General features: G+C 35.1%; 15 protein-coding genes and 1 riboswitch. Of the genes, 7 read left to right on the forward strand and 8 right to left on the reverse strand.

Annotated features, from left to right (window positions below):
* Nucleotides 1–152 precede the first annotated feature (152 nt).
* The 5 genes from HNS38_RS18135 to HNS38_RS18155 are packed head-to-tail and all read left to right on the forward strand — an operon-like array spanning nt 153 to nt 3,018.
* Nucleotides 153–497 carry a TraR/DksA C4-type zinc finger protein gene (locus HNS38_RS18135; RefSeq protein WP_172284166.1) on the forward strand — a complete coding sequence of 115 codons (345 nt, stop codon included), beginning with the start codon at nt 153–155 and terminating at the stop codon, nt 495–497.
* A gap of 19 nt (nt 498–516) precedes the next feature.
* Entirely contained in the window at nt 517–999 is a 483-nt protein-coding gene (locus tag HNS38_RS18140; RefSeq protein ID WP_172284168.1) for a DUF6452 family protein, read from the forward strand.
* The gene (locus HNS38_RS18145; protein ID WP_172284170.1) at nt 953–1,720 is read left to right on the forward strand and encodes a DUF6048 family protein; all 768 of its coding nucleotides are present in this window, start codon (nt 953–955) and stop codon (nt 1,718–1,720) included. Before HNS38_RS18140 ends, HNS38_RS18145 begins: the two co-directional genes overlap by 47 nt.
* Complete coding sequence (locus tag HNS38_RS18150) at nt 1,704–2,375, forward strand: porin family protein (protein WP_172284172.1); 672 nt, start codon at nt 1,704–1,706, stop codon at nt 2,373–2,375. Before HNS38_RS18145 ends, HNS38_RS18150 begins: the two co-directional genes overlap by 17 nt.
* Nucleotides 2,362–3,018 carry an HAD hydrolase-like protein gene (locus HNS38_RS18155; protein ID WP_172284174.1) on the forward strand — a complete coding sequence of 219 codons (657 nt, stop codon included), beginning with the start codon at nt 2,362–2,364 and terminating at the stop codon, nt 3,016–3,018. Before HNS38_RS18150 ends, HNS38_RS18155 begins: the two co-directional genes overlap by 14 nt.
* Nucleotides 3,019–3,067: 49 nt before the next feature.
* Here HNS38_RS18155 and HNS38_RS18160 read toward each other — a convergent pair whose 3' ends face one another.
* The 5 genes from HNS38_RS18160 to HNS38_RS18180 all read right to left on the reverse strand — a co-directional run bounded on the left by HNS38_RS18160 (nt 3,068) and on the right by HNS38_RS18180 (nt 8,159).
* Nucleotides 3,068–4,198, reverse strand: a complete 1,131-nt coding sequence (locus HNS38_RS18160) for an ABC transporter substrate-binding protein (RefSeq protein WP_172346853.1) — start codon at nt 4,196–4,198, stop codon at nt 3,068–3,070.
* Nucleotides 4,198–4,896 (reverse strand): diphthine--ammonia ligase, encoded by a 699-nt coding sequence (locus tag HNS38_RS18165; RefSeq protein WP_172284178.1) that lies wholly within the window; start codon nt 4,894–4,896, stop codon nt 4,198–4,200. Before HNS38_RS18165 ends, HNS38_RS18160 begins: the two co-directional genes overlap by 1 nt.
* Before the next feature lie 86 nt (nt 4,897–4,982).
* Nucleotides 4,983–5,178: riboswitch (cobalamin riboswitch) on the reverse strand.
* Nucleotides 5,170–6,105: a threonine/serine dehydratase gene (locus tag HNS38_RS18170; protein ID WP_172284180.1), complete on the reverse strand. Its 936-nt coding sequence runs from the start codon at nt 6,103–6,105 to the stop codon at nt 5,170–5,172. It overlaps the preceding riboswitch by 9 nt.
* A gap of 92 nt (nt 6,106–6,197) precedes the next feature.
* The gene (locus tag HNS38_RS18175; RefSeq protein ID WP_172284182.1) at nt 6,198–7,310 is read right to left on the reverse strand and encodes a DEAD/DEAH box helicase; all 1,113 of its coding nucleotides are present in this window, start codon (nt 7,308–7,310) and stop codon (nt 6,198–6,200) included.
* 180 nt (nt 7,311–7,490) lie between these two features.
* Nucleotides 7,491–8,159, reverse strand: a complete 669-nt coding sequence (locus HNS38_RS18180; protein ID WP_172284184.1) for a Crp/Fnr family transcriptional regulator — start codon at nt 8,157–8,159, stop codon at nt 7,491–7,493.
* 144 nt (nt 8,160–8,303) lie between these two features.
* Between HNS38_RS18180 and hcp the strand changes: the two genes are divergently transcribed.
* Nucleotides 8,304–9,956 (forward strand): hydroxylamine reductase, encoded by a 1,653-nt coding sequence (gene hcp / locus HNS38_RS18185; protein WP_172284186.1) that lies wholly within the window; start codon nt 8,304–8,306, stop codon nt 9,954–9,956.
* Nucleotides 9,957–10,118: 162 nt separating this feature from the next.
* On the opposite strand, the gene HNS38_RS18190 is transcribed toward hcp, so the two are convergent.
* The 3 genes from HNS38_RS18190 to fabG form a co-directional block, all read right to left on the reverse strand.
* On the reverse strand, nt 10,119–10,889 hold the full coding sequence (locus tag HNS38_RS18190) for a ZIP family metal transporter (protein WP_172284188.1): 771 nt from the start codon (nt 10,887–10,889) through the stop codon (nt 10,119–10,121).
* Nucleotides 10,890–11,274: 385 nt separating this feature from the next.
* The gene (locus HNS38_RS18195; RefSeq protein WP_172346854.1) at nt 11,275–13,359 is read right to left on the reverse strand and encodes a hypothetical protein; all 2,085 of its coding nucleotides are present in this window, start codon (nt 13,357–13,359) and stop codon (nt 11,275–11,277) included.
* 478 nt (nt 13,360–13,837) lie between these two features.
* Nucleotides 13,838–14,584 carry a 3-oxoacyl-[acyl-carrier-protein] reductase gene (gene fabG, locus HNS38_RS18200; protein WP_172284191.1) on the reverse strand — a complete coding sequence of 249 codons (747 nt, stop codon included), beginning with the start codon at nt 14,582–14,584 and terminating at the stop codon, nt 13,838–13,840.
* A gap of 426 nt (nt 14,585–15,010) precedes the next feature.
* Between fabG and HNS38_RS18205 the strand changes: the two genes are divergently transcribed.
* Nucleotides 15,011–15,408 (forward strand): sialidase family protein (locus HNS38_RS18205; protein WP_172346855.1); only part of this gene is annotated, 398 nt, incomplete at its 3' end.

Raw genomic sequence — 15,408 nt, forward strand, 5'->3', positions numbered from 1 at the left:
ATATCCAATTCCCTAATTCCAGTTCTCATTAACTTATCTCCCCATAAAAAATAACGTGACCCCTAATGTTTTATTCGAGCAATAGGGGCTCTTTAGTTTACAAGCAAATTCGAAATTTTAAGATATAAATGTAAATTTGCAAATAAAAGCTAATGACACCTGAAGAAAAGGAACAATTAATAATTCAAATAGGTTCTAAAATAGATCGTTTACAAAGGCAGATTGTAGATCTAAAAGAATTAACTAAGCCTATTGAGCCTGATTGTGCCATAGGTAGGGTGAGTCGAATGGATGCCATCAATAACAAAAGTGTTAATGAATCTGCTCTGCAAAAGAAGAAGAATCAATTGAATGGTTTAAACAGGGCTTTGGAAGATATTCATAAACCAGATTTTCAAAATTGTATAGTTTGTGGCTATGAGATTCCATTACAAAGAGTATTTATCATGCCAGAAAGCAGAAAATGCACCAATTGTGCCGGCAAATCCATTAGATGATGTATTTTTGCTGCGATTTATGATAAAGAAACTCACATACCCTTTGTTTTTATTAGTTTTAGCTAGCTTATTCTATTCTGGATGCGTGAAGAATGAGACCTGTTTACCAGCTAATAACTTTCTTTATGCAGATTTTTATTATTCGGAATCTGATACAGTTGATGTCGCAACAACTGTAGATTCTTTATCTCTTTACATTATAGGAAGAGAAGATTCTGTTCTTTATGATAATGAAAAAGGTTTAGGAAGTGTATCCATACCTTTGTCTGATGATTTAACTGAGATTACGGTAGTCATTAAGATAAACGATGCGGTTGATACACTATACATCAAATATAATCCTTATTCTGTTTTTCGTTCTACAGAATGTGGGGTTATTAACAGGTATGAAATAGCGGATCCTGAATTTACCGACAATAGAATTATTAAAATAACAAATGATAATAATACAGTAGATGAAACTGAAGCGGTTAATCTTTATTTGGTTGTTGATCTCGACTAGCTTAATTGCGGGTCAGCTTTGTGCACAGGAGGTAGACAGCAGCCGCTTCAAAGTAGCTGAGGATAAGCCTTTAGAGATAGAGAAAGAGAAAAGGGAAAAAGAATACTTTCAGCATGATCTTCGAATTGGTATTGATATTAGTACAATAATCTCAGGTGCTATATCTCCAATCAGAAGGGGCTTAGATTTGAGTGTGGAATATAATTTAAAGCCCAAATTATTCCTGATGCTCGAAGGAGGATATAATTATTATGAAAAAGAAACCCTACGAATTAAATATAAATCTCAAGGTTCTTATCTTAGGCTTGGATTTGATTATAACTTAAGGAATCCAGTTTCCGAAAACGATAAAGATATTTTCTATATGGGACTTCGCTATGCTTATTCACAATTTACTCAAGAGGTTCCTATGTATTTATTGGTAAATGGCTATTGGGGGAATTCAATTTCTTCTTTTGGCCCAGAAATTGGATATGCACATTGGTGGGAATTTGTTACTGGTTTTAAAGTGGAGGTGTTGAAAAACTGGTATTTAGGCATGGGAATGAGATTAAAGGGATTTATAAATAGATCGAAAACAAATATAGAACCTGTACAATACGTTCCTGGATATGCTAAGAACTATAATTCTGGCGTCATGGATTTTAATTATACCATTTATTATAATATTCCTTTAAACTATAAGAAGGAAAAAATAGCTGTATATGAGAGGAGTAAGTAAATATATAATCGTTTTCATGCTCTTGATATTGGCCTTTTCTGCTCATGCCCAGAAGGAATATCGATTCCTGGACTACCAAGGGTTTGGGGTAAAGGTGGGTGGAAACTATTCTAGTATCGGAATACAACCTGCCGTGGCCGATCTGTCTGGAGAAATGAGCTATAATGCTGGTTTAGTTTATACTTTTAGCAATAAGAAATATGTTGGGGTTCAGATTGAATTGCTATATTCTAGTAGAAAGTGGAGTGAGACCTTCGATGATACCTTAAAGGCAACCACTGAATTACAGTTTGTTGAATTACCATTAATAACAAATATCAATCTTGGAACTGGTAGAATGAAATATATGATCAACCTTGGTACTTATATTTCTGCCAAAGTAGGTAAATCATTATCAAGTGAACTGCCTGAAAATCATTCGCAATATGAAGCTTTATATGCTAGAAGTGAAAGAGGTTCTGATTTTGGATTGATCATTGGAGGCGGACTTAGATATATAAGTGATATTGGAATTTTTCAGCTAGATGCTCGTTTTGCTTATGGCTATCAAAAGATTTATAATGAGGATACTACAGGATTTAGGTTTTCTAATATGTCAGTCATGTCCGTGGGTTTAATTTATATGATTAACTTGAAAAAAGATGATAAATATTAATGATTTCCAGGCTGTTCTTTTCGATTTAGACGGCACCATTATCGACCCTAAAGAGGGAATAATTAATTCAATTTTATACGCTGCTCAAGAATTTGGAAAAGAAGAAAAACATCCTGAATCGCTAGATTCATTTATAGGGCCTCCACTTCAACATTCTTTTAAAAATAGGTATAATTTATTTGATGAAGAAGCAATGGAAATGGTTAGGCTTTATCGCGTTTATTATGCTAAACAAGGAATCTATCAATGTCATTTGTATGATGGAATTGAGGAAGTCATTAAGGGATTATTCGAAAGAGGAGTTTTTATGGCTCTTGCCACTTCAAAACCCACAAAGTACGCAGATCAGTTGATGAGGCATTTTAATTTAGAATCCTATTTTGATTTTACAGCTGGGGCAAATTTAGATGGTTCTAGAACCGATAAAATTGAGGTGATCCAATATGCTTTAGACCAAATTCCTCCTTTTGAAGAAGAAAGTATTCTCATGTTAGGAGATAGGGAGTTTGATATTGAGGGAGGTAACTTTCATGGCTTAAAAACGGCTTATGCACGTTGGGGTTATGGAGATGATAAGGTGGTTCTGAAATGCAAACCAGATTATATTTTGGACAAGCCTTTAGATTTGATAGTTAATTGTTAACAGCTAATAGTTAATAGTTGGCCAACAGTTTACTTCCAACTTCAATCAACTAATACTGTACTTTCTCAAAATAATACATACCTTTTGGTTCTGAGGAGTGGAAAATCTTATTTAAATCTTCCAAAACTATATCAGGCCTAAAGCTGGCTGTTTCCCAATAATCATTGGCTCCAAACGAGTTTACTCTTTTGTGATAGGAAAATACTCTGTGGTTTTTCACAGCAGACAGCGATTGATATTTAGGACTGGAAAATAAGTCTAATCTATCTTTACTTAAAGCTCCTGTATACATCCAAATATCTGCCTTTGATGCTTGACTCATCAATACTTCAAAGTCAAGCATTAAGCTTCCACTGGATGAATCTTGTTTCATTAGATATTGACCAGATGCATCAGCTATTAATTGAGCCATATAGCTTTTTCCACCAGCAGAATACCAAATACCTTGATACTCAGAGCCATTAAAAACTGTAGGTTGCTTGTCGAACTTTAATGACTCTTTCTGCTCGTTATACTTATTTTTAATTTCCTCAAAAATTGATATCGCATACTCCTCCCCATTAAAAAAAGAAGCCAATAATACCATCCATTCTGCTTTACCAAGAGGATGTTGTTCTTTCCAATCATACATCAATAGGGGAGTCATTTTCAGCTGAATCATTTTCTCATAATCGGCATTCAACTTATCCCAACCACTCCCAATCACTAAATCGGGCTGGAGTACCATCATCTTTTCCATATTGATTTGAATGGCTTTTCCTACATTTTCGATATCTCCAGATTTTACTTTTTCCAGAATTTCTTCATTATAAATCAGCTCAGGATCCGTAACTCCTTTTATGTGTTGATCTAATTGCAATAGATTCATCATTCCTACCATAGGAGATGATAAAGCTACTACTCTTTTAGGTATTTCCTTAATGACAAAAGAATGTTCCAAATTCTCTATATTCTTAGCCCCAGAATGAGGAATATAATACTCCATATTCAAACTCTCGTTTTCCCAAGGATTGAAGATGACAACCTTTTTATAGGTTTCGAAATATTCTATTCTAAAGAATTTCGCATATTCAGGATTGTAATTCCGAGTAGATTTTTCTTGAGTTTTCTCTAGGGACTCATTGCAGGAGGAGGCAGCTAAAAATAGGACGCTTAATAGAATATATAGTCTTGTTTTCATTATGAGTTTTTTAGTGAAATGGGACAAAACCAAAATTCGGAGCTGATTTCTGGATTATCATTATGGTATTTTTTTAGGATTGGTTTCTCTTTTTTTACTTCTAAAGGGAATTTAAAAAAAGGAGCATCAATGACGAAGCTATGGAATTCACCATTTTCCCCACAAGGATCCACGTTTTTAGGAAGTTCATTTATTAATTCTTTGGTGATGATTTCTCCCACAAAGTCCTTGGATAATTTAGAGGCATCCACAGCAGAAATCATGGTTTTATAACCTTGTTCAATAAAATCAAGAATCAAGGTTTTAGTATCTCTATTCCATAAAGGAAAAACGGCATTAAATCCTATTTTTTGGAGTTGATTTTCTCTGTATTTTCTAAGGTCTTCCAAAAAGATATCTCCAAAAATAGAATACTTAATTCCATTTAATTTGGCCTCTTGCATGAGTTTTGTCAGGTGCTTTTCATAGGTTTCCATATCTGGTGATTCTGGCAGTTCCAGAAAAGTGATAGGTAAACCTATAGCTTTGGCTTGTTCTAGCATGAGACTCTCATGAATTCCATGCATACTCACTCTTCTATTTTCCTTAGCAATGGAAGTCAACAGAAAAGAAATATCATATTCCTTATTCTTTAGTATTTCTCCCAAAACAAAAGCAGAATCTTTTCCTCCGCTCCAATTAAAAATGGCTTTTTTCATATTTTTATTATTATGATAGCCAGGTGATAAAATGAAAAATAAATCGGAAATGATCGTCTTTATTCGTCGCCTTTTCTCCCGAAAGCTGAATTATGAATTATGATTTCAGGTATTCTGACTCGTCCAACTTCATTTCCTTCCCATTCAATAAAGAATAGTGGATGTGGGTGAATCAAGCACTAAAAAGTACTTGGGACTTACAGCAGCGGGAACTGTTCCTGATTTTCACAGGATTCCCTGAAACTTGGGACAAATTTATGGAAAATAGATGGACTATTGAAAAAACTTTTCCAAATCCACATTTCCACCAGATAGTATTAAAGCCACTTTTTGATTTTTAAAGATTTCTTTATTCTTTAAAACAGCAGCAAAGGTAATAGCGGAGGACGGTTCCACAATAATCTTCATCCTTTCCCATATTAATCTCATCGCACTTTTAATCTCATCATCGTTGACGAGAAATATTTCTTCCACCTTATCACGAATTATAGGGAAGGTATGCTCTCCCAATGAGGTTCGAAGTCCATCAGCAATAGTTTGAGGATTTATAGAAGGATGGATTATACCATCCCTTATCGAGCGGAAAGCATCATCAGCACCTTCTGGCTCTGCGCCAAAAGCTAGGGTAGAGGGAGAGAAAAACTCACAGGCTAAAGCTGTTCCACTCATTAAACCACCTCCTCCAACGGGAGTAATAATGGCATCTGGTATAAGCTCCTCAAAAATCTCTTGGGCAGCAGTGGAATTCCCTAAGATCACTTGTGAATCATTATATGGGTGACAAGATGTAGCCCCTGATTTATCAATGAATGCAGCAGTAGTTGATTCTCGTGCTTCTAAAGTGGGCTCGCATTCTATAATGGTCGCTCCATAAGCTGCAACTGCATTTTTCTTCACCTGTGGTGCATTAGATGGCATAATGATAGTGGCTGGAATTCCAAGTATTTGAGCACTTAATGCCAAAGCAGAACCAAAATTACCAGAACTATGAGTTGCTACTCCTTTTTCTCGTTCTTCTATTGAAAGACTGAGTAATTTATGCATGGCACCTCTCATTTTAAATGCTCCGGCCTTTTGAAAGTTTTCGCATTTAAAGAAAAGCTCACAGCCAATGAGTTCATTAAGTAAATGAGACTTTAGGATGGGAGTACTATGGACTGAATTTTCTAGTATACTTTTTGCTTTAAGTAAAATGGATTTTGAGTACATTGCGATAAAATATTATTCAGCAAATTTGCTAAGAAATTAATGTTTAATATTTTCCATTTGATCGGTAATCTGTCACCTAACTTCAGTGCTGATTACCGCATCTGATTAAAAGTAATACCAAGTTTCTCAGAAATATAACGAATCTGTTTCAATTCTTTAGAGTTTACAATACAGTAGGAAAGTCCTTCGTTTCCAGCTCTTGCTGTTCTTCCAGCTCTATGTGTATAATAATCTATCTTATCAGGCATTTGATAATGAATGACATAAGCTAAATTGGCTACATCAATTCCTCGCGCTGCTAAGTCTGTTGCTACAAGAACTTTTAGACTTCCGTTTTTAAAGGCTCTCATGGCTTTGTCTCTTTCCTTTTGAAGTAAATCACCATGAATGGCATCCACCGGAACATTTCTAGCTTGTAATTGCTGTGCTAGTTTTTGAGTAGCAGCTTTTGTTTTACAGAAGATTAATCCTCTATTATCGCCTTGCTCGCCTAAGAAACGCATAAGGACATTCAGTTTCTCTAAATCTTCGCATACAATATATTGGTGCTCAATATGCTTATTAACCACATTCTTTCCACTCACTTCTATTTTAATAGCTGTCTCCGACATGTGCGTATTCACAATGTTTTTAATCTCGTGAGGCATAGTAGCAGAGAATAACCATTTGTTCTCCACTTTGGCTGAAAAGCTTAGGATTTCATCCAATTCATCTTTAAACCCCATGCTCATCATCTCATCGGCTTCGTCGAGAATAAGGGTTTTTACATGACTTAAGTCAAGGGCTTTTCTTTTTACCAAATCAATCAAACGACCAGGAGTAGCCACCACAATATGTGTAGGACGCTTCAAAGCTGATATTTGCTTTTCTATTTGAGGACCACCAAATACAGCTTCGGTGAAAATTTTGTCGGAATATTTGGTAAACTTAAATATCTGCTTGGCAATTTGCTGCCCTAATTCTCTTGTAGGACATAGAATGAGTCCTTGAATAACTTTTCTTTTAGGGTCTATCTTATGTAATAATGGAATACCAAAAGCAGCAGTTTTCCCTGTTCCTGTTTGAGCTTGTCCAACTAAGTCGGTGGTATTTTTAATGAGTACAGGAATGACTTGTCTTTGAATTTCCGAAGGCTTTACAATCTTCATCTCTGTCAATGCCTTAACTATGTCTTTCCTTACTCCTAATTCTGTGAAATTTTCCAATGTATCTTGTATTATTTTATGAACTGGCAAAGATACGCTTTATTAATGATAGAATTAAGAAATCATAGAATGATATAAACACTTGAATAATTAAGCTTTTCTGCTCAGGTATTTTGAGAAGATTTAGGTTCACATAGAATCACGAAACGGTTAACTGTTCATTATAAGCAGTTAACCAAGTTAATCCAAATACCCCTTCAAGCCCCGAACATCCAAAATCAATATTCTCTTTCCTTCCATTTGAATAATACCATCATGATTTAATTCATTAAAAGCTCTACTAAGAGAAGGTCTGGCAACTCCAAAAAGTTCAGCCAATTGACTTTGTGATTGAGGAAGGATAATTTCAGAATGACCGGCCTTAGTGTATTGCTTTAATAAAAAATGAGCAATTTTCCCTTTTATAGTTTTAAAACTGAGGAAGTTAATTTTACGAGTTAAGAACTGGGTTTGATTAGAGATGATATTCAGGAAGTTTTTTTGTAGTTGTTGGTGTTTAAGAAGTGATTCGAGAAAATGAGCCTTATTTATAGCTGCAATGATACAATCGGTCTTGGCCACTATAGAAACAGGGTAGAGGCTGTCCTGTCCAAAAAGAAATCCAGGAGCCAATAACCTCGGAGCTTTCATATCAGCCATCTTGATAGTTTTTCCATTAAAATCGGCCATTTCGCTTTTTACATCACCTTCAATCAGTATCAATTGTTGAATAACAGCCTCATTAGCAAATACTATGGGATTCCCTTTTTTGTAATTCTTATACTGAACTTGGATATCCTGTAGGCACTCTTCTTTTTCCTTATTAGTTAAGCTATGAAAAAGCTGGCATTGGCTGAATAAATCGAGCATGGATGTGTTTTTTTTACAAAAATATTAAAAAATATGGGTGGATGTAACATATGTTACAAATAAATAGGTATTGTAGTACTTAAATTTGCAGCGTTCAAAAGAACAGAAATAGAAAAATAAGTAAACAATATAAAATACAGAAAAATGAGCATGTTTTGTTATCAGTGTGAAGAAGCAGCCAAGGGAACAGGTTGCGAGATAAAAGGAGTTTGTGGAAAAACTGAAGAGGTTTCAAACTTACAAGATTTATTGATGTTCGTATCTAAAGGAGTTTCTATCCTTTCTAATTTAGGGCGCCTGAACAATATTAGTGTAGCCAAAGCTGACCAATTTGTTTTTGAAGCTTTATTTACAACCATTACCAATGCCAACTTCGATGAGAAAGCTATCATAGCAAAAATCAAAGAAGGTTTTGCTGTTCGTGAATTAGTGAAAGTTGAGTTAAGTGTGAGTGGAAATGCAGTTTCAACAGACCTTCACGAAAGCACTACTTGGATGGGTACTGAAGCGGAATTTGATGCTAAAGCATTAGAAGTAGGTGTATTAGCAGAGACTAATGAAGATATTCGTTCATTAAAAGAACTATTAATCTACGGATTAAAAGGAATGGCTGCTTATGCAGAGCACGCTTTTGCATTAGGTCATGTAAACGATGAGGTTTTTGCTTTTATGCACAAAGCAATGACTGCAAGTACTGAAGAACATACTGCTGATGAGTTGGTAGGATTGGTATTGGAATGTGGTAAATTTGGTGTTGATGTGATGGCTCTTTTAGATAAAGCTAATACTGAAACTTATGGTAATCCAGAAATCACAGAAGTAAATTTAGGTGTTAAAGGAAATCCAGGTATCTTAATTTCAGGTCATGACTTGAAAGACATGGAAACATTATTGCAGCAAACAGAAGGAACTGGTGTTGATGTTTATACACACAGTGAAATGCTTCCTGCTCACTATTATCCAGCATTCAAAAAGTACACACATTTTGTAGGAAACTATGGTAATGCTTGGTGGCAGCAAAAAGAAGAATTCACTACATTCAATGGTCCTATATTATTCACCACTAACTGTATTGTACCTCCTTCAAAAACTGCAACTTACGCTGATAAAATCTATACTACAGGTCAATCTGGTTTAACAGGTGCTACACATATCGCAGCTGATGAGAATGGAAACAAAGATTTCTCCGCTATTATTGAGCATGCTAAAAAATGTGAATCTCCAGTAGAAATTGAAACAGGAACTATTGTTGGTGGTTTCGCTCATAACCAAGTTATGGCTTTAGCTGATAAAGTAGTTGATGCTGTTAAAACTGGTGCTATCAAGAAGTTCTTCGTAATGGCCGGTTGTGATGGTCGTATGAAAGGAAGAGATTATTATACAGATTTTGCTAAAGAATTACCAACAGATACCGTTATTTTAACTGCAGGTTGTGCGAAATACCGATATAATAAATTACAATTAGGTGATATTGGTGGTATTCCAAGAGTTTTAGATGCAGGTCAGTGTAACGATTCTTATTCTTTAGCTGTTATCGCTCTTAAATTGAAAGAAGTATTCGAATTAAACGATATCAACGAATTGCCTATCGTTTATAATATCGCATGGTATGAGCAAAAAGCGGTTATCGTATTATTAGCACTTCTTTATTTAGGTGTTAAAGATATCCACCTAGGCCCAACCTTACCAGCTTTCCTTTCTCCAAATGTAGCCAATGTATTGGTGGAGAATTTTGGAATTTCTGGTATTTCTTCAGTAGAAGAAGATATGAATAAATTCATGGGGGTTCAAGCTTAATTGCTTAGCCTCATTTGATTAATAGCTTTGTTAATTTTAAAGCCCTGCTCTTTTAGAGTGGGGCTTTTGTGTTTTAATTCTATAAATTCCTTGTTTATTTTTCTTTGTGGAACTTAGAGATTTTTGTGTCACTTTGTGTTATAGCAATTAATTGACAATAATTTATGTCCAAATGGCAATTCCAGCCATAAGAAGGAAACCAAGAATAAGAATAGCAAATTTTCCCCAACGTTTTTTAGGTGCTTCAAAAACCTCATGGATAATATCCAGAACTGCTATATAAACAAATGTTCCTGCAGCTAAAGCATCAAATATAGCTTCGAACCATAAAGCTGTTCTGCTGCTATCAATTTGCGATAAAACTGAGCCGATGATGATTCCAATAGGAGTCATGATGGAAAAGAAGAGGATGGTTTTTATAAATAGTGATTTCTGAGTATTCGATTGAGCCATACTCACTCCCAAAGCAAAAGAAGCTGAGCCTTTATGAGCAATGATAGCAAAAAAGATGACTAATCCTGAAGCAAAGCTAGTTTCTAAGCCCAGCGACATTCCCGCAATGATGGAATGAATAGCTAATACTAAAAATAAAAGGGTAGGGAATTGATTAGTAGTTTTACCAATGGTTTCCAGCTTTTCTTCTCTCACCAATACTTTTTCGAGAAATAAAACAAAGATAAAACCAGCTCCAGCCATTAATGCGGGAAAAGGATAATCAATATTTAAGTTTAGATTTCCAAAGTTTTCTATGGAATCGGGGAGCATGTGCAATAAACCAGCACCTAGGAAAATCCCGCCTGCAAAAGCATTTCCAAACACCATATTTTCTTGGCCGCTTTTACTCAGCGCTCTTTTTAAAGGGAATAATCCTCCAAATACACCAGCCAAAATAATAAGAATTACCGTTATTGCCTTGAACCAAATGACCTCCATAATGCTGTTTTTCTCAAAGATAAGGAATTTATTGTCCCTTTTTTTTAATGAAAAGGATAAATTAATCTGGAGATTCCACCGAAGTAAGAAACAATGATCAGCTTTGCTAATTTTGTATATAATCAGTCAGGGCAGACTCATACGTATTATTAAAACTACAGATACAAGAAAACAGAGCGAACTTAGATAAAAGGCTAGCGCGGAAATGTTTTCCGTGCTAAAACATTAGCATTATAGAGTGTGTTTTAACCGCACCAAATCCGCGCTAGCTTTAGTAAAAAAATAAGAAAAATAAAAGTATGAGTTTGCCCTGTATAATCAGTGAGAATTTGTGTAAATCTGCGGATATACCAAACCCGTATAGTCAGTTGGACAGTACCTGATGTTAGTAAGAACCAAATCGCTTTCTAAGAACCCACTCGGTTCCCAATAATAAAACAAGGAGGAGGGCCAGCCATTTTAAATCGATGAAATTGATGATTTCTTGTGTGATGCTATACCTTTGGGCTGCATCGGGACTGTTTTTAAGTTGTTCGAGCAATGAAGAGGTTTGTGCTGGGAAATAAATACTCCCTCCACTCAAATCGGCCATTTGTTTTAAAAGCTCCATATTACTACCTGCTCTGGCTTGTTCCATATTCCAGGCATCAACAATAAATTTACCCTCCTCCAATAAAGTGGTATCAGGTAATTGGGCCTTAGCTTTAAAACTATAGGAACCAGCTGCTAGATAGCCGATGGGGGCGCTAAAACCATTTTCTTGAGGAGAGAACAGATAATCATATTCCTCGCCCAATTCGTTTTTAATTTGAAGAGAAACATCTCCTTCATTAATGGTTTCGAAGGCCTTATTATAAACTTGTGCTTCCCATTCTATCAGGTCAGTTTCATTATAAATACTTTGATATTGAATATTGAATCTGTCATCATAAACTCCTGTGAGTAGGTAGCGAGAAACTCTTTGTATAAGGCTGTTGAACTGCTCATGACTTCCTGTGGACTGATAATCATAGATTCTCCATTTCCAAAGACCTTCACCTGCTAAGAAGGCTCGCTTCAATTGTCCTTTGCTCCATAAACCCATTAATACTTCTCCCGATTCGAATCCTCTAATACTTTGCTGGAAAATCACATCGTTTTGGCTCACACTTTGCCATTTCACAAAAGGAACATAAAGAGGAGGGTAGGTTTTATAAATTCTAGCCCAGTTTTGAGGCATTTTAAAACTTGAGAAATCTTCTTTTGGTGCAAGCTCCGAATATTCAAATCCTGCCACTTGTTGATTGCTCTCCCACGGGAAATCATTTTTGGTCACCGATGGAATGTCACTAGAAGTGCTCCAGATATACCAAAGTGCTTTGTTCTTAAAATCAGCTTGCTCAAATATCCTTTTGCTTCTTTGGTCGAGTGAAGGGAGTCCATGTAATACAATTAACTGATAATCGCTGGTGGAGAATGGGTAATCACTTAAACTTTTAATATCTATCTCATAACCATCAACTTTTCGTAGTGCTGATGCCAAGGCACCTAAGTCTGGATGAGGGTTGTTGCCAAGAATTAGAATTTTATTTCCGCTTTCGAGACTCTGTATATAGAAACGTGATTGATTATTCTTGATGTTGTTCTCATTCTCTAATTCTGGAATCCGAACAGAATAAGATTGTAATCCACTTCCAGTTGCTTTTAATTCAAATCGTATTTCTTGATTGAAATTATCACTATTCAAGGTGATTTCTTTTTGTTGGAGCACTCGTCCAGCCTTTTCAACTCTCACTGTCAATTTCTCGCCAGAAAAACCTTCAGCTTGTACCACCACATCCACTGGAAACTTAGCATTCTGACGAATGACTTTATTATGGAAAATGGCATCAATATAGACATCTTTTTGTTTAGCAGTATCCCCAAAAATGATGGGGTAGATGGCTGTTGATTGATTCTCAGCATAATGTAAAGGGCTGATGCCTTGATTGTTTTGCCCATCACTTAACAGAATGATTCCGGTAAGAGGAAGCATGTAATATTTTTCTGAAGTGTATTTAAGAACTTGTCCAATATCACTTCTTTTGCCATCAAATTTAAAATTGATTTGTTCGTTTACCTGATGATGAAAGGAAAGAAAATCAAGTTCATATGTATCTGAAAGCTCTTGCTTGATTTCATCAATATTTCTTTGAATAGATTCACTTAGACTTGTGCTATCAGTCCCATTTAGCATAGATTCCGATTCATCTAAAGCCACAACAATAATAGGTTTTTGTAAATCTTTGGTTTCATTAAAGAAATAAGGATTAAGTAGGAGGAGGGCCAGAATTAAAATGACACAAAACCTCAAGAAGAAGAGTAGATAATTCAATGGTTTTGAGAAGCTCGAGTTGCGATAGTATAATAGCGCAGCAATGGCAATTGCCACTAATAATATGGGAATGATAAGCCATAAAGGCTGTTCAAAACTAATAGGTAAATCGTTCAAGGCTTCTCTTTGTATGATACATTAAAAAATTAAGGCTCTTATAGGGTATCAAATACAAACTCTTTTAATTTATGTTTATTGGATTAAATTTCTCTAAATCCTTAAGACACAATACTAAAAATGTAAAATATTTCATACCTCATAAGAGGCCTAAAGATACAATATTTTTTCTCTTTCTATTGATGCTAATGTTATGTGCATTCAATAAAATTAATTGAGGTGTTCAGATAATAACTTATGTTTAATGAAATTATCTAAATGTAACACTATGTATATTGTTTTTTTGTTTGCCCCAACCCTAAAGGGAGCAAAAAAACATCAGACAAAATCAAGTTTGATGTTCCAAATTTCAAAGTCATTAATAAGAAAGCGTCAAAGACAAGGCTTTCGCAGTTTTGAAAACCAAGGAGTTTACTTTTCGTAAACGACTGTTTTCAAAGCAAGAGTAACGCAGTATTTGGCGGTTTCTTGTAAAGACTTAGGTGTTCATACCTCCACATACGTTAATGACCTGCCCAGTAACATAAGTAGAAAGGTCAGAGCCCAAGAAAGTAGCAACGTTTGCAACATCCTCAGCTTGTCCACCTCTACGCAATGGAATGGTTTTAATCCAGTCTGTTCTCACATTTTCTGGAAGTTTCTCAGTCATTTTAGTTTCAATAAAACCAGGAGCGATGGCATTACAACGGATGTTTCTGCTACCAATTTCTTGAGCAATAGATTTAGTAAAACCAATTAAACCAGCTTTAGAAGCCGAATAATTTGATTGTCCACCATTTCCACTTACTCCAACTACTGAGCTCATATTGATAATAGAGCCAGAACGTTGTTTGAGCATATATTTTTGAACTGCTTTAGTTAAGTTGAAAACAGATTTCAAGTTGACTTTAATCACTAAATCCCAATCGGCTTCTGTCATTCTCATTAATAAGTTATCACGTGTGATACCAGCGTTATTCACTAAAATATCGATGCTACCAAACTCAGCGTGAATACTATCAACCATTTCAGTTGAAGAATCGAATGAACTGGCATCAGATGCATATCCTTTGCCTTTAACGCCTAAATCTGCCAATTCTTTTTCAAGAGTCTCGAAATTCTCGTCTACAGCTAAATCAGAGAAAGCCACATTGGCTCCTTCTTGAGCAAATTTTAAAGCGATTTCGCGTCCGATTCCACGGCTACCTCCTGTAATCAGGGCAGTTTTTCCTTTTAATAATGTCATAGTTTAATTTTTCTATAATAAACAGCGCCAAAGATAAAAAAATCTTGGTGAACGCCGTTTTTAAATTGTCTTAGGAATTTCACAAAAAAATGTACTTTCCAAAATGGCAGCCTCCTTGATTTGGATTTCTAAGGCAATTATCTAAAACATAATCATAATATTCTTAATAATGCTAGGAATTTATTGATATCTTCTTCAAGGGTATGTCGAATAATTGGATTAGTGTGTTTGGTTAAATTAATAATTAAATCATGGTGATTGTGTTGTGGATAAATTGAAGTCAATTATGTATAAGTGATTGATGGATACTTGATTATTGTATAGTATACAAACAAACAAACAAACAAACAAACAAACAAACAAACAAACAAACAAACAATTTTTTTCATATATTTGAGCTGCATTAAAACCCCAAAACATAACCGCATGAAAAAACTAATTATATTATCAATAATCCTCCTTTTTAGCTTCCAAAGCCAAGCCCAAAACTGGACAGCACCTACCTTTGTTTCAAAAACAGGTGGATGGTATTTAGACCCTGAATTTTGTATAGATCATGAAGGTGTTATACATTGTGTTTGGCAAAACGTCTATAATACAGACTATAGTCAGATATTTTACAGTAACTCGCACGACAATGGTTTAACATGGTCAGATGCTATCAATATTTCTCAAAATTCTGAGTATCGGGTTTCCAGCCCACATATAGTTTGTGATTCTGAAAATAATCTACACCTATCTTATGATTATAATAGTAATAGTGTTACTGCCATTCAGATTTATTATCAAATGTATAACGGGGAAAATTGGAGTGATCCTTTTGA

The sequence above is a fragment of the Lentimicrobium sp. L6 genome (genome assembly GCF_013166655.1).
Taxonomy (GTDB): Bacteria; Bacteroidota; Bacteroidia; order Bacteroidales; family UBA12170; genus UBA12170.